22 protein-coding genes and 2 pseudogenes are annotated in these 18,468 nt (G+C 44.7%); 15 read left to right on the forward strand and 9 right to left on the reverse strand.

Going from position 1 to position 18,468, the window contains the following annotated elements:
- Positions 1 to 326 precede the first annotated feature (326 nt).
- A complete protein-coding gene (locus DSM107010_RS32075; RefSeq protein ID WP_106171521.1) occupies positions 327 to 1,457 on the reverse strand; it encodes an ISAs1 family transposase in 1,131 nt (376 codons plus the stop codon).
- 112 nt (positions 1,458 to 1,569) lie between these two features.
- Between DSM107010_RS32075 and DSM107010_RS32080 the strand changes: the two are divergent.
- Positions 1,570 to 1,773: pseudogene (locus DSM107010_RS32080) on the forward strand (IS6 family transposase); the annotation flags it as partial.
- A 119-nt stretch (positions 1,774 to 1,892) separates the two neighbouring features.
- Here DSM107010_RS32080 and DSM107010_RS32085 read toward each other — a convergent pair.
- Both DSM107010_RS32085 and DSM107010_RS32090 read right to left on the reverse strand, forming a co-directional pair.
- Positions 1,893 to 2,315, reverse strand: coding sequence for a type II toxin-antitoxin system VapC family toxin (locus tag DSM107010_RS32085; RefSeq protein WP_106171519.1), 423 nt, complete (start codon positions 2,313 to 2,315; stop codon positions 1,893 to 1,895).
- Positions 2,308 to 2,562 carry a YlcI/YnfO family protein gene (locus DSM107010_RS32090; protein ID WP_127024899.1) on the reverse strand — a complete coding sequence of 85 codons (255 nt, stop codon included), beginning with the start codon at positions 2,560 to 2,562 and terminating at the stop codon, positions 2,308 to 2,310. The genes DSM107010_RS32085 and DSM107010_RS32090 overlap by 8 nt, the downstream gene beginning before the upstream one ends.
- Before the next feature lie 322 nt (positions 2,563 to 2,884).
- Between DSM107010_RS32090 and DSM107010_RS32095 the strand changes: the two genes are divergently transcribed.
- The 4 genes from DSM107010_RS32095 to DSM107010_RS32115 all read left to right on the forward strand — a co-directional run bounded on the left by DSM107010_RS32095 (position 2,885) and on the right by DSM107010_RS32115 (position 7,756).
- A complete protein-coding gene (locus DSM107010_RS32095) occupies positions 2,885 to 3,148 on the forward strand; it encodes a BrnT family toxin (RefSeq protein ID WP_106166585.1) in 264 nt (87 codons plus the stop codon).
- Complete coding sequence (brnA, locus tag DSM107010_RS32100; protein WP_106166586.1) at positions 3,135 to 3,365, forward strand: type II toxin-antitoxin system BrnA family antitoxin; 231 nt, start codon at positions 3,135 to 3,137, stop codon at positions 3,363 to 3,365. The genes DSM107010_RS32095 and brnA overlap by 14 nt, the downstream gene beginning before the upstream one ends.
- 832 nt (positions 3,366 to 4,197) lie before the next feature.
- The gene (locus DSM107010_RS32110; protein WP_015155586.1) at positions 4,198 to 4,440 is read left to right on the forward strand and encodes a helix-turn-helix domain-containing protein; all 243 of its coding nucleotides are present in this window, start codon (positions 4,198 to 4,200) and stop codon (positions 4,438 to 4,440) included.
- A gap of 88 nt (positions 4,441 to 4,528) precedes the next feature.
- Positions 4,529 to 7,756, forward strand: a complete 3,228-nt coding sequence (locus DSM107010_RS32115; protein WP_106166587.1) for a type ISP restriction/modification enzyme — start codon at positions 4,529 to 4,531, stop codon at positions 7,754 to 7,756.
- On the opposite strand, the gene DSM107010_RS32120 is transcribed toward DSM107010_RS32115, so the two are convergent.
- Both DSM107010_RS32120 and DSM107010_RS32125 read right to left on the reverse strand, forming a co-directional pair.
- Positions 7,750 to 8,034, reverse strand: coding sequence for a type II toxin-antitoxin system RelE/ParE family toxin (locus tag DSM107010_RS32120; protein ID WP_015155588.1), 285 nt, complete (start codon positions 8,032 to 8,034; stop codon positions 7,750 to 7,752). The genes DSM107010_RS32115 and DSM107010_RS32120 overlap by 7 nt on opposite strands.
- 3 nt (positions 8,035 to 8,037) lie before the next feature.
- A complete protein-coding gene (locus DSM107010_RS32125) occupies positions 8,038 to 8,256 on the reverse strand; it encodes a hypothetical protein (RefSeq protein ID WP_015155589.1) in 219 nt (72 codons plus the stop codon).
- A gap of 74 nt (positions 8,257 to 8,330) precedes the next feature.
- On the opposite strand from DSM107010_RS32125, the gene DSM107010_RS32130 reads away from it, so the two are divergent.
- From DSM107010_RS32130 to DSM107010_RS32140, 3 genes are read left to right on the forward strand one after another with little or no spacing between them, the layout of a single operon-like run.
- Positions 8,331 to 8,645 carry a hypothetical protein gene (locus DSM107010_RS32130; protein ID WP_015155590.1) on the forward strand — a complete coding sequence of 105 codons (315 nt, stop codon included), beginning with the start codon at positions 8,331 to 8,333 and terminating at the stop codon, positions 8,643 to 8,645.
- Positions 8,645 to 9,088, forward strand: coding sequence for a type II toxin-antitoxin system VapC family toxin (locus DSM107010_RS32135; protein WP_106166588.1), 444 nt, complete (start codon positions 8,645 to 8,647; stop codon positions 9,086 to 9,088). Before DSM107010_RS32130 ends, DSM107010_RS32135 begins: the two co-directional genes overlap by 1 nt.
- A 19-nt stretch (positions 9,089 to 9,107) precedes the next feature.
- Entirely contained in the window at positions 9,108 to 13,352 is a 4,245-nt protein-coding gene (locus tag DSM107010_RS32140; RefSeq protein WP_127024902.1) for a helicase-related protein, read from the forward strand.
- 17 nt (positions 13,353 to 13,369) lie between these two features.
- Here DSM107010_RS32140 and DSM107010_RS38955 read toward each other — a convergent pair whose 3' ends face one another.
- Positions 13,370 to 13,540, reverse strand: a complete 171-nt coding sequence (locus tag DSM107010_RS38955) for a hypothetical protein (RefSeq protein WP_158631919.1) — start codon at positions 13,538 to 13,540, stop codon at positions 13,370 to 13,372.
- Positions 13,541 to 13,814: 274 nt separating this feature from the next.
- Here DSM107010_RS38955 and DSM107010_RS40460 point away from each other — a divergent pair, with 274 nt between their 5' ends.
- The 5 genes and pseudogenes from DSM107010_RS40460 (at position 13,815) to DSM107010_RS32155 (ending at position 15,895) form a co-directional block, all read left to right on the forward strand.
- Positions 13,815 to 14,171, forward strand: a complete 357-nt coding sequence (locus DSM107010_RS40460) for a deoxyribodipyrimidine photo-lyase (protein ID WP_199755900.1) — start codon at positions 13,815 to 13,817, stop codon at positions 14,169 to 14,171.
- 51 nt (positions 14,172 to 14,222) lie between these two features.
- Positions 14,223 to 14,669, forward strand: coding sequence for a cryptochrome/DNA photolyase family protein (locus DSM107010_RS40465; RefSeq protein ID WP_199755901.1), 447 nt, complete (start codon positions 14,223 to 14,225; stop codon positions 14,667 to 14,669).
- Positions 14,670 to 14,690: 21 nt separating this feature from the next.
- Positions 14,691 to 15,425, forward strand: a pseudogene (locus tag DSM107010_RS40470) (FAD-binding domain-containing protein); the annotation flags it as partial.
- A 28-nt stretch (positions 15,426 to 15,453) separates the two neighbouring features.
- Positions 15,454 to 15,615 carry a hypothetical protein gene (locus DSM107010_RS38960; RefSeq protein WP_158631920.1) on the forward strand — a complete coding sequence of 54 codons (162 nt, stop codon included), beginning with the start codon at positions 15,454 to 15,456 and terminating at the stop codon, positions 15,613 to 15,615.
- Between the two features lie 22 nt (positions 15,616 to 15,637).
- Positions 15,638 to 15,895, forward strand: coding sequence for a TIGR03643 family protein (locus DSM107010_RS32155; RefSeq protein WP_106166590.1), 258 nt, complete (start codon positions 15,638 to 15,640; stop codon positions 15,893 to 15,895).
- A gap of 98 nt (positions 15,896 to 15,993) precedes the next feature.
- Here the strand turns inward: DSM107010_RS32155 and DSM107010_RS32160 are convergent, their stop codons facing one another.
- Positions 15,994 to 16,947 (reverse strand): DUF5996 family protein, encoded by a 954-nt coding sequence (locus DSM107010_RS32160; protein ID WP_015155594.1) that lies wholly within the window; start codon positions 16,945 to 16,947, stop codon positions 15,994 to 15,996.
- A gap of 40 nt (positions 16,948 to 16,987) precedes the next feature.
- Between DSM107010_RS32160 and DSM107010_RS41685 the strand changes: the two genes are divergently transcribed.
- Positions 16,988 to 17,146, forward strand: coding sequence for a hypothetical protein (locus DSM107010_RS41685; RefSeq protein ID WP_241994430.1), 159 nt, complete (start codon positions 16,988 to 16,990; stop codon positions 17,144 to 17,146).
- 53 nt (positions 17,147 to 17,199) lie between these two features.
- On the opposite strand, the gene DSM107010_RS41690 is transcribed toward DSM107010_RS41685, so the two are convergent.
- Positions 17,200 to 17,556, reverse strand: coding sequence for a tyrosine-type recombinase/integrase (locus DSM107010_RS41690; protein WP_308726778.1), 357 nt, complete (start codon positions 17,554 to 17,556; stop codon positions 17,200 to 17,202).
- Positions 17,557 to 17,597: 41 nt separating this feature from the next.
- On the opposite strand from DSM107010_RS41690, the gene DSM107010_RS42580 reads away from it, so the two are divergent.
- A complete protein-coding gene (locus tag DSM107010_RS42580; RefSeq protein ID WP_258183838.1) occupies positions 17,598 to 17,726 on the forward strand; it encodes a hypothetical protein in 129 nt (42 codons plus the stop codon).
- A gap of 340 nt (positions 17,727 to 18,066) precedes the next feature.
- On the opposite strand, the gene DSM107010_RS32170 is transcribed toward DSM107010_RS42580, so the two are convergent.
- Entirely contained in the window at positions 18,067 to 18,294 is a 228-nt protein-coding gene (locus DSM107010_RS32170) for a hypothetical protein (RefSeq protein WP_127024905.1), read from the reverse strand.
- Positions 18,295 to 18,468: the final 174 nt, after the last annotated feature.

Below are 18,468 nucleotides of genomic sequence, written 5' to 3' on the forward strand. Positions count from 1 at the left end.
AGTTTTTATATTTTTAGCTGGGTAGCTTGTTAACTCAGTACTGCTGAGTCATTTTGTCATTGGTTAGTCTAAACTCCAGGAAGGAGAAACAAGGCAGCAGGGCAAACGCATCTAAATAAGTGCATGATGAAACATGAATAAGTGCTTTTAACTCAAAAACATGGAAACAATAGAGTTGAGTACTGCTTCAGGCTAAATCAGGAGTCGCTCGGACTCAAGTTGATGCCTGTAAATTCATTTAATCTGAAAAGTTGATATGTAAAACTCTGGACTATCTATAATGCAGAGGCAGCCTTAACTTAAGTTAATTTTTTTTGCTAACGTGTTTAGCCAAACAAGACTTTAGCTAAATATTCATTATCCCATCCAGCCTTTAATCGTTTATTTTTTATTCCAGTTCTTACTGATTTATCTTGCTGCAAAAGACTACTAGCTATGTGACGTAATACAGCAAAGTTTTGAGGAGCATTATCTTTTCTAATCCGACTATCATCCTCACGAAAAACTACATCTAATACCCAGTGCAACGAGTTCTCTATCCCCCAATGCTGGCGCACTGAATCAGCAAGTAATTTGGCATTATTTGGTAGACTACTAATAAAGTAACGGGTCTCAATCTTGGTTTTACCCTTAACAGTTCTCATGACGTCTGCGCGAGCGATACTTTGTAGATTCTGCCATTCTCCTTCTGGATCTATTTGATTCTGAATCTCGCTCAACATCACACAATATCTCGTCTCTTCTCGACCATGACTCGGCTCAGACACTCGATTTGTGCTATGAGTAAATCCTTGATATTTGCTTCTTAGTGCTTCTGAAAATAATGCTTCTACTCGTTTATATAGCGAGCCTTGATTCTTGTTTAAGGTGATAACGTAGTCTGCTTCTTGCCTGGCTATTAACTTAACAATCTCCTTCTGACAACCCATTGCATCTATTGTGACAATACACCCTCGTAGCGACAATACCTTAAGCAACTCTGGGATGGCTGTAATTTCATTTGATTTCTCATCAACTTTAACTTGTCCTAAAACTAATCTTTGTTCAGTCGCCCAAGCACTCACCATATGAATAGCTCTCTTATCATTTCCATTCTCATAGGAACGCCGCAATGTTTTTCCATCTATGGCAACGACTTCTTTTTCAACTATCTTACTAATAGACTTCACCCAATTCAAAAAACAGTTTTGAAACTGCTCTGGATCTAAACGACTAAAAACTCTAGAAAAAGTATCGTGACTTGGAATTCCATTAGGCAATTCTAGAAACTGCTTCAACCATCCATGTTTAGCTTGTCCGTAAATTTCTATCTCTACCCAAGTATCTGCACCACAAATTACTGCACAGATAGCAATAGTAATGATATCAATTAGCCTATGCCGTATGCTCCGTTCCAATCTCGGATCTTCCATCTCGCTAAAGTGTTCTGCAATAGCAATTTTGGGCTTAAGTTTCATCAGGCTTGCTCTAGTGAATCATTTCCTTTTTGGGAAAAGTATTTATTCCAGAATACCACTTAGGTACTTAGTATAAATTTGCGTGCGTTCGCCCTGAACAAGGCAGCGTGTGAAGTTCCTGAAAAAACTGCCCAAGAAACAAGGCTTTGCTCCTCGCGTAATCGCAACGGATAAACTCAAAAGCTACGCGGCTGCTAAAAAAGAGATTCTGCGTGGTGTTGAGCATCACTTGCCACGGCTGCAGGAAAAGAAAATGCGGCGCTTCAAGTCTGCCGATGGGGCGCAGAAGTTTTTGGCTGCCTCACACCCGTTCTCAAATGAGTGAAAAGCCCAGTATACAAACAGTCATGCGATCTAGGTTTCACTCATTTGTAAGAGAAACGCTATCAGAATCAGGGAGCGAACCAGCGATCGCTTCACAACAATATCTGCTGTTTATGCTTCTAATTTTTTGACGTAGGCTGGAGGTAATGTCAGTGTATTGAGTAAGGATTGGTCTGCTGTCCAAAATTCCGCTTCTTCTAGCTCGGCGACTGCCAAAAAAGCAGCATCATAAAGTGTTGCGAGGGAAAACTGTTCGGCGATTGCCCATGTTTTGGCACGAATAGTATCGCTATCGAGGTAGTCAATCGGCATTTGGCAGAAGTCATCATAAAATCCTTCTGCCTGTGCCGAAGTCATTGCTCCCAACCTCACTTTTTTTCGCAACACCGAACCCACTTCCGCCCATGCAAATGCTGGAGCAACCAAACGCACGTTTGATGTCAGTAAGGGAACGATTAAGTTTCTGGCTTGAGGTTGCAGTGTCTCAGGTACAAGATAAGGAATCCAAACGCTGGTATCGATACACTTAGTCACGCCGTCCCTCCGAAGCTCGCAGCTGACGAATCAAGTCCACAGAACTCGATTGAATACCTGTTTGGGCTTCTACAAGAGCACTACGAGCCACGATCCGCTGATGAGCTGCCAGAGATCGCCGCCGTCGCACTTCACGAGCGATCGCTTCGACAACCATCTCGTTAAAAGACTCGCTGCTCTCTCGCACCTGCCTTGCTTGCTCAAGCAGATCGGCAGGAATGCGAATGGTTACAGCTTCTCGTTCCATAGTTGTACTTGTGCACCATGTTGTGCAATTTTATAATGATATCATGTAGTGTAACTAATGTTTGATTCGATCTGCTACCACTATTTGCAATGGGTGAGCGATTGCTTTTAGAACCGTTCCGCTCGGCTTTTAAGAGAGCAGCAACAGTGAGTGACGATCGCTATTTTCTCAAGGGATCTCAAATCTTCCTGTCGGTCACGGTTAGCTGAAGGCGATTCTATAAAAAACCATCGTTTCTCTCTATCAGCATTGCGAGAAGAATCTGAATCAGCGACAAATTAGTCGGTATTAGATATAGGAATGGTATAATAAGTATATAAAAATGAAATTTGAGTTTGACGAGATTAAGAGTCAATCCAATCGCGAAAAACATGGAATCGATTTTGTCGAGGCACAAGAATTATGGGAAGACCCTCAAAGGCTAAAAATTCCGGCACGGACAGAGGATGAGCCTCGATATTTGGTTGTTGGAAGAATTGGGGACAAGCATTGGTCGGCTGCGATCGCCTATAGAAATGAAAAAATCCGCATCATTTCAGTGCGGCGGGCGCGTCAAGAAGAGGTGGCAATGTATGAAAGCAAGTGAGTTTGACCAGAAGTTTGACAAAGGTGAAGACATGAGTGAATTTCTCGATCTAGCGGCAGCACGTCGCCCTAGATACGAGCAAAAAAGGGTGAACGTGGATTTTCCGGTCTGGATGATTGAAGCACTAGATCGGGAAGCACAGCGTTTGGGTGTGACTCGTCAATCAATCGTTAAAGTCTGGATTGCAGAACGTTTGGAAAAATGCCCTCATGGGTAGGTCTACAACAGGCGATAAAATGCGATCGCCCAAACAGAATTAGCAGAAAAATTGAATCAGTTTAGGAAACTAATTCTAGTAATGTCAGGGAATCTTGAAATTGAGATAGATTTGAGATATTAATAGTTGAGAATAGCTGTAAGCTTTACGCCGCATGAATTACAGACTTCTATCATCTGCGATCGCACCGCAGAGGTCAGGGGTTCGAGTCTCCTATTCTCCATCGCCTGTAACCCTTTCTATTAAAGGGTTTTGTAGTTTATCAGCCTAACTTTGTTTACGAGTTCATTCTCAATAAGCAACCCAAAAATGGGTACAGATCGAGATATCTAGAGCTGGTGTCGATTAACAGGGTTGTTTGTCGCTTTAACAAATTAATGTTATCCGATCGTCAACTGCTGAAAACAAGTCGGCTCTGGGAGTTGTAGTTTTTTGAGCATACTTCACAAGGCGCGGTTGAGCAATCGCTTCAACAACTGATACCATTTTGAGCTGACTGTGCCACGGAAGAGCCCCCCAACCCCCCTTAACAAGGGGGGCTATGAGCGACCGATTTAGTGCAAGGATAAATAGAATTGGTATGAAACCGCTTGTGCTGCAAGGTTTTCTCTTTCGATGACATCAATCTGTTAAGACGGTAAATAATTTGTTAACCAACATCAAGTGCGATCGCAGTATCTCCAAATTAAAGTTTCTATAAAGTCTCAGTAGACTACTGATTTTTTGACTTCAGTGAAATTTTCAATGACATTCTTTAGTGGAAGCAAATAGGATGTTGCACGTAGCAGATTAAATGCTATGTCAAGTAACGCGCTCCAGGTTCAAAGGTCAGATGTCTGTCCAAAAGCTGCTCAACCAATTACAAATTAGCCAGTTCGTTCGAGAACTAAGGGCTTTGACGGGTTTAACCCAAGAACAGTTTGCTGCTCGGTTGGGCGTGACATACTCCTCTGTCAGCAGGTGGGAAAGGGGGCGTGGTATTCCTTCACCTCTGGCTGTGCAGAAGATTGAGGGAATGCTGCAACAGATGGGCGATCGCGGTCAGGAGTTGCTGGCTAAATATTTAGCTAGTTAGTCTTCCAGACAGATTGGACGAGAGCCTGTTCCACGTCTATAAACGGCTCAATTTTTATCACTTAAAAGTAATCAGGGATTGGTGGCTTATGGCTCTCACCAAGGAGCATTTGCGTGCGGTTATGACTGGGACGCAAGAGGATCGCGTTGAGGAATTGCGGAAAATTTTAGGATACCCAGTTAAAGAACTCGATCGCGAAGGTTCTCGGTTTTGGTATTTGCGTCCTGGTGAGAGTAAAGAGGATGCAGCTGATACTTGTCCGATCGCGGTTGGTTTTTATGCAGAATTAAATGATGGGAGCGATCGCGACATCAGGCAGTTTTTGATCGCACCAGAGCAACAAAACAATATTTACGGGCATTATGTTGGGCGGGTGACAACAGAGCAACCCGTAATGTATCTGCTCTTACCCGAAGCAAATCTGCAAGGGCGCGTGGCATTAATCTTACCAACTGAGGGAGGGTTGCGACAACGGCAGATTCAAACTTTTGAGTGGAGCGATCGCGAGTTACCAGGACGATTGAGCCGATTGCAACAGGGAACGGTACGCATAGCCGATCGCCTTACAGCTTTGATTCCGCAAGTTGATTGGGTGTTCTACCCAGGCGTGAAGACGGCTGAGAAGCTGGCGCAGTTGATGGCAGAAGTCGCCAGACGGATCGAACAAGCGATTCCCTCGGTTTATGAAACCGAAACAGCAGGGGGATACTTGCATAAGCTATTCGAGAGCTTTAGAAAGGAATTACTACCAACGCTCAAACTTCAAGCAGATAACGAGAAAGATTACAGCTTTGCAGATATCTACGCTCAGACTGTTGCCTACGGGTTGTTTACAGCAAGGGTGTTTGGTTTTCTCAAATTCAAGCGAGAGAAAAAGAATCCGAACGATCTGGAACCAGACTTTTACCGCGATAATGCTTGGGAATTTCTACCAGAAACTAATCCTTTCCTCCGTAAACTATTTGAAGATATCTCAAAACAACCACCCGAAGATTTGGGAGAGGATCTAGTTAGTGCTGTCTCAGAATTATTGTCAGTGTTAAGAGCAGCAGAAATGGATGCTGTACTATCAGATTTTGAGCAAAAGATCGGGCAAGAAGATATTATTATCCGCTTCTATGAAGATTTCCTAAAAGCCTATAAGCCACAGATGCGGGAACGGCGAGGAGTTTATTATACGCCGGAACCTGTAGTTTCTTACATGGTGCGATCGGTAGATATTTTATTGAAAGAGAAGTTTAATAAGCCTTTGGGACTAGCCGATCCAGAGGTGATAATACTCGATCCTGCTTGCGGAACTGGGACATTTTTATTGTGGATTTGTCAACTGATTTATCAGCGTTTTCAAGAGTTGCCAGAAGCACTTACGGAAGGATTAGCGGATAAGTCTTGGTCTGGTTATGTAAAAGAACGGTTATTACCAAGAATATTCGGGTTTGAGTTATTGATGGCTCCTTATGCGATCGCGCATCTCAAACTCAGTTTATTTCTGGAGGAAACAGGCTATCGGTTTGATAGCGGTAAACGATTGGCGGTCTATCTGACTAATGCTTTAGAACAAGCTGCACCAGATAAACCAGAAATTCCTTTTCAAGAATTTATTGCAGAAGAAGGAGAAGCTGCACTAGAAGTAAAACAAAATCAACCAGTTATGGTGATAGTTGGTAATCCACCATATTCTATTCAATCTCAGAATCTTAGTGAAAATGCCCGTGCTTTAGTCAATGCCTACAGGTTTGTTGATGGATTACCCATAAAAGAAAAAGGCGCTCTTCAATTTGAAAAAAATATTCAAGATGACTACGTGAAGTTCATTCGATTTGCACAGCTAAGAATTGAAAAAACTGGCTGTGGAATACTTGCTTTCGTTTGTAACCACAGCTATTTAAATAATTTAACATTTCGAGGTATGCGTCAAAGTTTAATCAAAACATTTAATAAAATTCATGTTCTTGATATGCATGGTAGTAGTAAGAAAAAAGACATTCTTTTATCTGCTACCAAAAATGAAAATGTTTTTGATATTAGTCAAGGAGTCTCTATTAATATCTTTAACAAAGATCCGGTTCATAAAAACGTGATTATTCGTCACTCTATATTACAAGGATTGTGTAGTCAAAAATACGCTTGGCTTTTGAAGAACAGTTTAAATACGACTGAATGGCAGTCAATATTATCGCAATCACCATATTACTTATTTGTACCACAAAATAATGATTTATTTTCAGAATATAACAATGGCTGGAAGCTAACAGAAGTTATGAGTCAGAATAGTTTAGGAATTATAACTGCAAGAGATAGTATTGTTGTAGATTTTGAACGAGATCCTGTTTTGAATAGAGCAACAATCTTCAGGAATACAAATGTATCAGATGAAAAAGTGTGTGAACAACTCCACATTCCCTTGAAGAAAGGATGGAATGTTGCAAAAGCACGTCAAGCTCTTAGAAAAGAATTAGAATTAAATAATTTTATCAAGAAAATTTTATACCGACCGTTCGATACGCGATTTATCTTTTATCACTCCTCATTAACTTGGAGTATGGCATTTCTAACTATGCAGCATATGCTAAACGGAAATAATTTAGGGCTTATTACGAATCGTCAAGTAAATAATGAATTTAAGCACGTTATTGTTTCAAACAGTATTATAAATGACTGCACAGTTTCCTCAGCAACTAAGGAAAGATCTTATCTATTTCCTCTATATCTGTGTCCAGACATTAATAATCATCAACAATTAATTTTACAAGAACAACGTCGCCCAAACCTTTCTCAAAATTTTCTCAAAGACATCACCTCAAAACTCGGCTATACTCCCACCCCAGAAGCTATCTTCTACTACATCTACGCCATCTTCCACTCTGCCACCTACCGCACCCGCTACGCTGAATTCCTCAAAATCGACTTCCCCCGCGTTCCCCTTACCAGCAACGATCGCCTCTTCCGCCAGCTAGCTGCATACGGTGAAGAACTGGTAGCACTGCATTTGATGAAATCACCTAAATTAGATAATACAATTACCCAGTATGAAGATCGCGGTGGCGATCGAGTTGTTGATGCTGGACTTAAATACCAGCAGGGTGACGTAATCATCAACAAAAAGGGAGACAGATTTAGTGGAGTACCTGAAAACGTCTGGAACTTCTACGTTGGCGGCTACCAAGTCTGTCAAAAATGGCTCAAAGATCGTAAAGGGCGCACCCTTAGCGATGAAGACATCCTACACTATATGCGGATCGTCGTTGCCCTGCAAGAGACAATAGAGCTAATGGCAAAAATTGACGCAGCCATTCCTGGCTTTCCCATTCAATAAACTTCATCATGAGTACCAACGTCCAACAAAATTACAAGTATTTCACCGCTTTCTTCCTCCGTTTCAATCGCAAAGACAATACGACAGTCATACCCACAAGAACAAGATAGTAAACCCGATAATTTTCCTTCTAGCTTATGAGTACCCAAAGATGGATTGAATATGTCATCAGACAACGCAGTAATTGTTTCCTCAATCCGTACTTGCAACTGCGTATTACGGCGAGTAAATTTGCGGAACGCTCTCTTGAATTTACTGGAGATGACTATTTTACTCATTATTCATGAGTTAAGAAATTCTCGTAGTTCGGCGATCGCTTCAGAAGCGGTTTGCGCTTTTAGCTTACCTGCTCTGAATTGGGCTAAAGAAGCTGCGGCATCAGCAGCAATTTCATCTCTGCGTCGCTCTATCATCCGACGTTGTAGGATTTGTACCAGCATTTCCTGCTGTTCTAGTGGCAAATCCATTGCCTCATCCAAAACTTTATCTAGGTTTGCCATCACGCTGACTCAGAAATCTACATATTATTATGGATAAGTTTTAGATAACAGTAAAGAAACGTAAGGATTAACCCATGACTATTAAAAAACAACTACTTCAAGAAATAGAATCTACTCCAGATACTCTTTTGGCTGAAACGCTAGACTTTTTGCGCTTTTTGAAAACAAAACAAAATCTAGAGAAGTCAGAAGCCGCATCTACTGTACCAACCAAATTGGAAACAGATTCAACCAAAAATTCTCAACAACCCTATCGCCCTGCTTCTGGGCGTTCTATCCTCAGACACGCTGGGACGTGGGCTGGCGACGACTTTGAAGAGTGCCTTCAGCAAGTTTACGCCACACGTGGCAAAGCCAAGTTTGAGTATGACCTTAATCCCTTTGAATAATGTACCTGCTCGATACGAACCACTGTAGCGCTATCATTTCAGGCGAACCAAACGTTATTCGCCGAGTCGCCCAAGTGGGAGAGTTGAATATTGCTACCTGCGTCATCGTGCAGGGAGAACTCACATACATGGTGGAAAAATCAACTCAAAAGGAAACTAATCGCGCTCGGTTGGCAGAATTTCTCGAAGATATACGTATCTATTTAGTTATAGATAATACCGCCACTATTTACGGACAACTAAAAGCAGCACTATTTAACCAGTTTGCTCCCAAAGAAAAAAGCAAGCGCCGGAAGACAAAAATTACCGATTTAGGATTTGATGAAAACGATCTCTGGATTACTGCTATAGCGTTGCAACACAGTCTTACCGTTGTATCAATCGATAGTGACTTCCCGCGCATTCAACAAGTAAGAACATTGTCAGTTGAATCCTGGCTTTAAATCCCCTCGCGTCCCTCTCATGCTTGAAAACGTTATCCAAGATCTCATTCGCAAACAACGCCCTTACTACCTACCCCAAGGTAATCCCATCAAGGGCATTGACAACCAACATTGGCTAGTTTTCAAGCACCGCGACGCTGACACCTTACTGAGGAATATCGTCACCTTTTTGGGTATCGGTGGCAAACACGCCACGCATAAACTGCTGCGGATCGATCCCAAACGCGCCAAAGTTTTCACCTACGCCCCCCGCTTCACTGGCAGCATCCCCAGCACCACGCTGCTGCGAACCAGTCCTCTCACTGAGATCGCCCCCTTCCTAGAATTAGAAAGCACCACAGAGGAAAAGACTTTACTTGCAGGCAGTTTCATTGAAGTCCAAAGCGATCGCCGCCGCAGATTCAACCTGCCAGACGAACTAGAGAAATACAATACCTTTATCGGTAACGTTTTAGAGCGCAGCCACATCTATCGGCGATCGACAGCATATTTTGACAGTGGGGTACTCAAGCTGTATGAAGAACCCCTACAAAAAATTATTCAAAACGAAGGCGAGATTCGCCTGCTACTAGACTGGCACGGCTTCACCAAACAAGCAGACATAGAAGAACTGGAGAAACTGCAAGATCCCGACTACCGCGCTCAATACTTCCGCCGTACCCTGAAAGAATTTTTACAGGGATTAGCCGATCGCGCTTTTACGGGGACAGAAATTCTAGCAGAATTAGTCCGGCTGGGATTTTTGCAAATCAAACTGGTAAAAATGGAATCGGGACGGGCGATTTACCACAAGAAAACGGGTATATTCAGCGATTCGCTCGACAATCACATCCTACACGAAGGTTCCGACAACTTTACGCGAGCGGCTCATGGCAGAAATGCCGAAAGCTTGTTATTTCTCTATTCCTGGGAAGAAATGGATGCAGAAGCGATCGCCGATAGCATCCGTCAATTTGATGCCGAGTGGCAGCGCCAAGACACCACCTTCGACCTGTCGCAAGAATTTTTACAACAGGTACTAGCCGAACGCGATCGCCGCGCTCAAGCCGATCGACCAGTCATCGAGGCGATCGCCCCCGACGAATTTATCCCAGGTGAAACGACCCCAGTTGAAATTACTGGTCGCAACCTGGATTTAGTTGACGAGATTACTGTAGCAGATAACGAACTCGTCAAAGTCACCATTGACACTAAAGAAAAAGAACGAATCGTCGGTCGAGTTGAAGTAGATCCCCAACACCCACCGATTCCCCTCACAGATTTTCAGGCTAAAACCAGCACGGGCGTTTATCGCACCTCACCCAGGCAACCCGCAGCCGTCGAGCGATCGTTAGAAATTCCAGAATTTGGCGAAATTCTCGGATTCAAGCAAGCCGTAGAAACGATCCTCACCAGAAAGCACGGCACTCCCCAAGATTTTCTCTATTGGCTTGCCCAGCAACGCCCGCACCAATTCCGCGTCGAACGCAGCGATCTACTCGACGAACTACTCGGTCAAGATGTCCTATTCGAGCATCAAAAATCTGGGGCGCAGCACTGCTTGCGGGTAATGCAAGACTTTGGCGTTGCCGTCTGTGCCGATGCTGTCGGTTTGGGCAAGACTCGTTTAGCAGCTGCTGTTGCCAGGTTGTATCGTCAACAAAACGTAAGTGCTAAAATCGCGATCGTCGCTGCTAAGAAACTCCATCCCAACTGGGAGCGAGAGATGGCTGAATTGGGCTTCAAACCCAATGAATACGAGCTTTACAACAAAAACTTAATGAGCCGTAAGGGAAATAACTTTCTCACTGACTTCAACCGTTACGGCGGTTCCGATTTAGTAATTATCGATGAGGCTCACGAAGGCATTCGCAACTACAACAACCGGATTCATAAAACTTGTGCGGCGATTCAGGAGAGCGATCGCGCAACGGGAAGACAACGCCATTTCCTCCTCCTGACTGCTACACCTTGGAACAACCGCCGCGCAGACATCTATAACATCCTTTCCCCTTTTCTCAGCCGTCCTGAAGGATTCAACGATCTAGGATTTCCCCCAGAACTGAGCCAATGGTTTCAAAATCGAGAAATTGGCGTAGAGAATTTCACCGACAACACAGAACTATTCCGCCGCACCTACCGCGAATTGTTTCTCCAGCGCACGCGGCAGATGCTACGCGATGCTACACCAGACTTAAATATGTATGCCAAGCGGGTAGCAGAATGGTTGCCCGTAGAATTTGAAGCCAGTACCGAACTTGCACTCGATCGGATATTTACTTCCTTTGAAACTAGCCTGTTTATCCCCTTTGCCGACCCGATCCGTTATTTGCGCGGCAATGTCGAACAGCGCAGTCTCCTTCAAAACCAGCGCCGCTTTTTCCTGCAACGAGCAGAATCGAGTATGTATGCCCTCAACCGCACGATCCAAAACTTTAGCGATCGCATTCGGCAACTTCAGCAACGGTTAGAAAATGTCTCCCCCGATGCTGATGGTTTGAAAAAATTTCTGCTGTTGCACTACGGGTTCGAGTCTGAGAAAAAAGAAAAACAACAGGACTTCTCGGACTACGACGACAGTTTCGTCTGGGATGAAGACTACGAAGAAGACGAAGAGGATGAGGACGAAGAAACCCAGGCTCAACAGCAACACAAGCGGCAACAACTGCGGCGTTCGATTGACATCGCAACTGATGCACTGGGCAACGACTTGAGTAAAGCTCAATCCATTTACGACCGGATACTAGCTGATTGTGACAGCGACTTAGAGCAATTGGAGCAGATCCAGCAGCTTCTAGCAGGTGAAATCGCGATCGACCACAAGCGAGAGCAAGTGACCGGGAAAGTGCGAGAATTGGTGAGTCAAGGTCATAAGGTGCTGTTGATTTCCACCTTCTCGGATACAGTCATCGACTACTACCGTTACATGACTAGAGATGAGGCGATCGCGGATCGAGGAATTGGGATGGCAATTGGTTCTACCAAGCGTTACTATCCCAGCCATTCTACTAACCCACTTGTTTTCAGTCCTAATAATGCTTCGCGAGGAACGCGCCAACTGACAGGCATGAAGCGACAGGAGATCTTTAGGCTATTTGCCCCAGCCGCTACCTGTAAAGACCCAGCAGCAAGACCAAAGCCAGAGTCAGAACTTGCAGTTCTGATTGGCTCGGAAACCCTATCTGTCGGGCAGAATCTCCAAGATGCCGATTATCTAATTAATATAGATTTGCCCTGGAACCCGATGATTCTAGAACAGCGAATCGGTCGGATCGATCGCCCCAAACAACGTCGAGTTGAAAACATCTATATCTATTACGCCAACAGTGAAAATCAACTGCTACGTCAAGCCAGTCGCTTGAGTAACTTACACAAGAAACTCGTCGGCGAACTTGCTCTAGACGAGCGACAAATCCCCACCATTTCTAGTATTGAGGCTTTGGGGGCTTCAATTTACGGCGATACACAATTCGATGATGAGGTATTACCTGGCTACATTGACTTTCTCAACAGCCTAGTCAAAGCGAGGCGGATGGAGCAGGGGAACTTACAAGAGGATACCTATCAAAAACAAGAAACCAGCCGCGACCTTTACACCCACAATGAAATTCTCCACAGTGAGGAGTTAGGCAGGCTAGTTCAGCACTTAGGCGAAGATTATCAAGCCAATCCGATTGCTTTGGGGTGTCGTGCTGGTGAGAAAGAAGAACCTACCGGATTAGTAGCCCTGACAATTGAATATTTTGGACCCAATGGCGAACCAATTCCAGACCGCAAGCAGACTCTTTTCTGGAACGATCGAACCGGAGAAAAGGATGGTTACGGGATGGCGATCGCCACTGCCTTCAAAACTCCTCCCATAGCGGACGTGCTACCAGCCACAGATTTTATCTCTCATGCTCAAGAAATCTATCAACAATTGGTTGCCCTCAAACAACAGCGCCTTGCCCAGATCGAACAGCCAGAATCGCTAGAGAACATTAATATTACCAGCGATCGCATTAGCAGAATTAACCGCCGCGTCAGTCAACTCGATTGCTTCCCTGCTGGTATAGATCGAACTACGGTGAGGAAAACTTTTCAGAAATTGAATGCCTGGAAGGAGATGAAACAAGTACAAAAGCTGTTGCGGGATTACACGGATGGAGAGAAAGCCAAATTAAACGATATCGATTTTGTGATTCAACTAGTGCAGGATGCTGACAAACTCAATCTCATTGCCAATGAGGGCATCCAACCTAGTATGTTACAAGTTTCTTTAGCCGCAATCCTCATCAGAATTTAACTAAATTGAGCCAATTTCTATTCCAACGCCTCAATTTCCGCTTTTATCTCTTGCTGCTCCTTGCGCCGAGCTTTGTAATATTCCATCCCTGCTTGAATTTGTGCCGCACGGGAACTATCTGCCATGCCATAAACTAAGCTGCCAACAAATGCAGCTAAACCAGATGGATCTTGCTCGTAGGCTCTCATCCGCTTTTGTCTTAGTTATCGGTTGGACGCGGTTATACTTGGGCGTGCATTATCAAGCGCGACATTTTGGCAGGCTGGACGGCTTCAATTGCTTGGGCAGCGGGGGTTAGTTGGGTCATCAGACCTTGGCAGCGACGTAATTTGAGTCAGGAAGCAAATAACTAACCGTGCTGCACTGAGTATCTGTTACGGGAAAAGCGCGAATCTACACTCATCCAGACGAAGATCGCTCCCTTTTGGGAGAATAAAATCAGTATAAATGTACTAAATCGTCATGCACATACTTTGGTTTCGCCGCGACCTGCGACTTAGTGACAACGAAATCGTTACCCTAGTAGCAGCCAACAGCGCTCAAGTTTTACCTTGTTTTATCATCGATCCCTGGTTTTACCAACAGCCGGATGTGGGTAAGGCAAGGGTCAGGTTTTTATTTGAGTCGTTAGAAAACTTAAACTCAAATCTCAAACAGCGGAGCAGTCAGCTGTATTTATTTGAGGGGAAGACTGTAGATCTCCTCCAAAGTCTCACTAGAGAGCTACTGCAACAAGGTCATCGTCCCAAACTATTCTTCAACCGTGACGTGCAGGTGGAGTATGGGATTAAACGCGATAACTTCGTTAAGCTTCGCTAACGCACTGTCCTTGACTTCTATCGTCAACTAAATCTTGAGTGTCATCTGGGTTTGAGCAGCTTCCTGCAAACCGAAGACCGCACCGACTCTTGGTATGAAGAATACTACACTTACCAAAGACAACCGCTACATCAAGCTCCGACTCAAATTAATACCCCGCAGCTATCTCTCAACCTGCCACAACTAACATTTGAGGAATTGAAGCAGAAGTACAGTCAGTTTTGGACTGCGGATAGTGGCTATTTCAATGGTGGAGAAAGCAGCGCGATCGCCACTCTAGACTCATTTCTTCGCTCTCGATTCCACGGCTACCACTGGAAACTGTCTCGCCCTTGGCTGGCACAGAAGGGTGCGACTTCTCACCTGTCGCCCCATATAGCTTTCGGCACTATATCAACTCGACAAATTTATCAAAGCACCAAAGCTAGGGCAGCAGAGTTAGCGAATCAGCCCAAAGCCGAGTTTTCCCTCAAAGCATTCCGCGTTAGCGAAGCTTAACGAAGTTATCGCCTACGATGGCGCGATAGTTTTACTCAGAGACTCTACCACCATCCAGAAATAGCCCACACCAACCGCTACCCAGAATTTGACGAGTGGTATTTACCGGACGAGCTAACACCCCAAAAGCAGGAATTGTACGGGGCGTGGCAGGAGGGAGAAACTGGATTTCCCTTAGTAGATGCTTCCATGCGACAGCTCAAGACAATGGGATGGATGAATTTCAGGATGAGGGCGATGTGTGCCACCTTCCTAACCATCAACTGTGGTGTTTCCTGGCATCACGGGGCGCGGCACTACATGAATTATCTGGTCGATGGTGACTTGGCGATCGATAACTGGCAGTGGCAGATGCAAGCTGGGGTGACTAACCCGCTGTCCGATACCTTCCGCATCTATAACCCGAATAAGAATATAGAAGATAAGGACTCAGATTTAAGGTTTATCTACCATTGGATTCCAGAGTTACAGGGTTACAGCTTGCCCGAAATTCTCTCACTCGTTTACCAGGGTGAAAGTCACTATCCTGCACCTATATTGAATTGGTCGCAAACTCGGAAAGTTAACGGCAAAATTGTTTCGGATTTGCGTAAACGGGTGAGGGAGCGGCTAATTGCCCAAGGAGGCGATGAGTATGAAGGGGCGGCGATTGCTAAAACTACAGTAGATAAATATTGGAAGGTTAAGGATAAGCAGTATCAGGAGTACCGATGTAGACAAGAGAAACTGGATTTTGAAGCACTAAAGAATTTCTAGCTATTGGGGCGATCGCTACTTTTTCCTGGTGGTATCTAAAGTAATTATTGTCTCACTAACTGGAAGAGCGCGATCGGATCTACATCAGACACGAGCAAACAACGATAAATCTTTTCGGCAAAATACCAAGATAGCAGCAGATAGTGGACTGTTAATTGTCGTCTGGTCTTTACATAACTTAAAATTGTGATAGGGAGAGATGAAAGCGCGTTATGAAGAAGTCGCCAGATTTAGCACCTGAAACTATTGACCGGATTATTGAAATGGCATGGGAGGATCGCACCCCATTTGAAGCGATTGAACTTCAGTTTGGTTTGTTAGAAAAGGATGTCATCGCCCTGATGCGTCGTCAGATGAAGTCGTCCAGTTTCAGAATGTGGCGGGAGCGCGTGACTGGACGCAAGACCAAGCATACCCACAAACGGGGTTTCATTGAAGGAAGATTTAAATCACAGCGCCAGAAAACTTAATCCCTTGTGCGAGAGGCGATCTAATCTTGTAATCTTTTCGGGCTTTGTTTAGATACTCCAGCTCTATGTGCTGCCAAAATTCTCAAATTCATCTTAATTTAGTTGGCATTATTGAGGATGACTGGAGTATATTCCAGTGCTGCTCGATCCCAATTGCCTAAATTAGCAGCCGCCTCGTAGGTGCTTTGGAGGAAACTAAGTAGCATGGTATCTGGATCGTCAGCTTGTCGCACGGCTTCGTAGGGCAGGATGAACTCTTTCATTTGGGAGCTATAGAACGCTGAGTGCGGCTGCACTAGGTAATCTTTGAAGCCTTCTGGTTCTGGATAGGCGTAAGCATAAAACAGCGCTTCGGTCGAACCGCCTCCAAACCAAAAACCACAACTGCTCACCTCGTGGGAGTATGCTTCTCGCGTCACCCAGTCTGCCATATTGGGGACACCACCAGGATGTTCTGGCGCACGACGACCTGAGAAGCGAGTTACAGCCAGGTCAAAACTGCCCCAGAAAAAATGTACTGGGCTACACTTGCCAACATAGCGAGAGCGAAATTGGCTCATCACTCGGTTCGCCTGCATCAAAATTCGCCAACACCGTCGAGCATATTCTGGGTCGTAGGCAGCATGAATCTGGTCTTGCTCAAACGGAATCGGCTTGTCAACTTCCTGCGGCATCGTCCAAATCTGCACCTGGATGCCAATCGCTCTCAAGGTACTCATCACCGCTTGATAAAAATCAGCCACGGAGCGGGGAGCTAGTGCAATGTTCTTGGTCGTGCCGTCGCTAGTCTCGATGCGTAGCTGATGGTCGAGAAAATCAAAGTCGATTTGAAAGCTGCCCGTTTTGTAGGGGATGGCGGAAGTTGTCAATCCGCGTGGAGTCACGTACAGCGTGGAATGCCACCAGTGATTGATTTTAGGAGCCAAAGTCAGGCGAATTTTCCCAATAATCTGAGTCCATAGGTGCAGTGTTTCATAGGTGTCCTGCCACTCGGCAAGCGACAAACTAGACCAGATGGTAGCGTCAGACGTGTCAGGTGCAGGAGCGACCATAATGGAAACCTCCGAGGCGGGAAAGAGATCGGCGAATTGATTGCTAACAACAGTCTATAATCTACTTGGTTGTGTTACAAAAATTGTTGCCAACGGTAAGTACGCGATCGCCGCTATTTCTTGGGAGCTAGCCAGTAGTCCTGGGGGATACCCTGGAGGCGGGGGAACAACAGGAAAGCACCGAGCAGGTAATCGATAATATTCTGATAAACTGCGATCCCTGCAAAAGCTTTGATTTTTTCCAGTGCTGCTTTAAAAGCTGCGATCGTAGTTCTGTCGATGGCGCAGATGAAGCGGGAAAGGTAGATTGGCGATCGCTCCGGCTTGTTGAATGATGTGGTGTAGCGATCGCTCGCTGAGCCGCTGCTTGCGTTCCGAGGCAAATAACCAATCTGTAGTGCGCTGCTCCTCAAGCTGCTGGAGAATGCCAATTTTTGTCTCACATAGAAATAGAAGTTGTATGTTAGTAGGGGCTTGAGTTTGGGGTTGTAGGTAATCAGGCTTGGAACGGATGCGATCTACACGCAAAATCTTTTCGGCAAAGTTAATGTCGCACCAGCGCAGCCAACATAACTCTGCTGGCTGTAGGGCTTGGCAGAATAGCAGGATGGCGAGTGCCTAGTTTCTAATGGGGGAGCGGGTATATTCCAATGCATCAATCAGCGCGTCCACTTCACTCAGGTAGAGAAATTCGCGATCGCGTCGCTGGGAGAAGGGAGACTTGCGTGGGGGTAGAGGAGGGGGCAATCTATAACTTTGCCGAAAGAATTAATCGTTGACTCAAATAATTATAGGTTGAATCGCCATTGGGCAGCTCATCTGCCTTCCTCCCAAAAGGGCAAGCCAGCCTTCTCAGCTTTGGTTTAGCTATAATCCAGCAATATTTGAGAGTTGTAATTTCGCTTCCAATTGCGGTAGTGAACCGCTAGTAGGCTAAATCGCTTCATTAAAGCGGTCACATAAATAATAGAATTTGGGTCATGATAAATTTTCTAAACTTGACAAAAATCTCAAAGGCTCAAAGAGCTAAGATTAACTCTGTAATTGAGAACTCACCTGATTTTCACAAAATTTACAAGCCTTACAAAAAAGTCAAAAATTATCCTGACTTTAGAGAAGCTACAGACTCCCTAAAACTACCCAACCTGAATTTTCTGCAAAACTAATTTGTCGAATCTCTCTGCCCGAACGATGATATTTCCACAACGTATTAATCAGATCGTTTGGGATGTTACTGTACCAGAAGTCATTGCGCTCCCTCAAGATTACCCATCCTCCATTTGGGGCAAAAGCGATTTGCTTGATTTCTTCACCTGCCCCACGAAACTCCAGAAGTTTGTCGCTCATGTCATCTGGAATGTGACTATGTGAGAAAGTATTTTGTCCACTTGAGATAATCCAACCTAGATTGGCTGCGATCGCGATGTGCTTAATTTCTTGCCGTATTAATCAGATCGTTTGGGATGTTACTGTACCAGAAGTCATTGCGCTCCCTCAAGATTACCCATCCTCCATTTGGGG

Origin of the sequence: Chroococcidiopsis cubana SAG 39.79 (genome assembly GCF_003991895.1) — a bacterium.
In the GTDB taxonomy this organism is placed as follows: domain Bacteria; phylum Cyanobacteriota; class Cyanobacteriia; order Cyanobacteriales; family Chroococcidiopsidaceae; genus Chroococcidiopsis; species Chroococcidiopsis thermalis.

Bases quoted from the DNA above. Each gene is read 5' to 3' on its own strand.
- DSM107010_RS32155 (WP_106166590.1), top strand. From the start codon at position 15,638: ATGAAGAAGTCGCCAGATTTAGCACCTGAAACTATTGACCGGATTATT.
- DSM107010_RS32090 (WP_127024899.1), bottom strand. From the start codon at position 2,562: ATGGAACGAGAAGCTGTAACCATTCGCATTCCTGCCGATCTGCTTGAG.
- DSM107010_RS32160 (WP_015155594.1), bottom strand. From the start codon at position 16,947: ATGGTCGCTCCTGCACCTGACACGTCTGACGCTACCATCTGGTCTAGT.
- DSM107010_RS32095 (WP_106166585.1), top strand. From the start codon at position 2,885: ATGAAATTTGAGTTTGACGAGATTAAGAGTCAATCCAATCGCGAAAAA.
- DSM107010_RS32120 (WP_015155588.1), bottom strand. From the start codon at position 8,034: ATGAGTAAAATAGTCATCTCCAGTAAATTCAAGAGAGCGTTCCGCAAA.
- DSM107010_RS32075 (WP_106171521.1), bottom strand. From the start codon at position 1,457: ATGAAACTTAAGCCCAAAATTGCTATTGCAGAACACTTTAGCGAGATG.
- DSM107010_RS32130 (WP_015155590.1), top strand. From the start codon at position 8,331: ATGACTATTAAAAAACAACTACTTCAAGAAATAGAATCTACTCCAGAT.
- DSM107010_RS32135 (WP_106166588.1), top strand. From the start codon at position 8,645: ATGTACCTGCTCGATACGAACCACTGTAGCGCTATCATTTCAGGCGAA.
- DSM107010_RS40460 (WP_199755900.1), top strand. From the start codon at position 13,815: ATGCACATACTTTGGTTTCGCCGCGACCTGCGACTTAGTGACAACGAA.
- DSM107010_RS32140 (WP_127024902.1), top strand. From the start codon at position 9,108: ATGCTTGAAAACGTTATCCAAGATCTCATTCGCAAACAACGCCCTTAC.
- DSM107010_RS38955 (WP_158631919.1), bottom strand. From the start codon at position 13,540: ATGAGAGCCTACGAGCAAGATCCATCTGGTTTAGCTGCATTTGTTGGC.
- DSM107010_RS32110 (WP_015155586.1), top strand. From the start codon at position 4,198: ATGTCTGTCCAAAAGCTGCTCAACCAATTACAAATTAGCCAGTTCGTT.
- brnA (WP_106166586.1), top strand. From the start codon at position 3,135: ATGAAAGCAAGTGAGTTTGACCAGAAGTTTGACAAAGGTGAAGACATG.
- DSM107010_RS42580 (WP_258183838.1), top strand. From the start codon at position 17,598: ATGCATCAATCAGCGCGTCCACTTCACTCAGGTAGAGAAATTCGCGAT.
- DSM107010_RS32170 (WP_127024905.1), bottom strand. From the start codon at position 18,294: ATGAGCGACAAACTTCTGGAGTTTCGTGGGGCAGGTGAAGAAATCAAG.
- DSM107010_RS32115 (WP_106166587.1), top strand. From the start codon at position 4,529: ATGGCTCTCACCAAGGAGCATTTGCGTGCGGTTATGACTGGGACGCAA.
- DSM107010_RS32125 (WP_015155589.1), bottom strand. From the start codon at position 8,256: ATGGCAAACCTAGATAAAGTTTTGGATGAGGCAATGGATTTGCCACTA.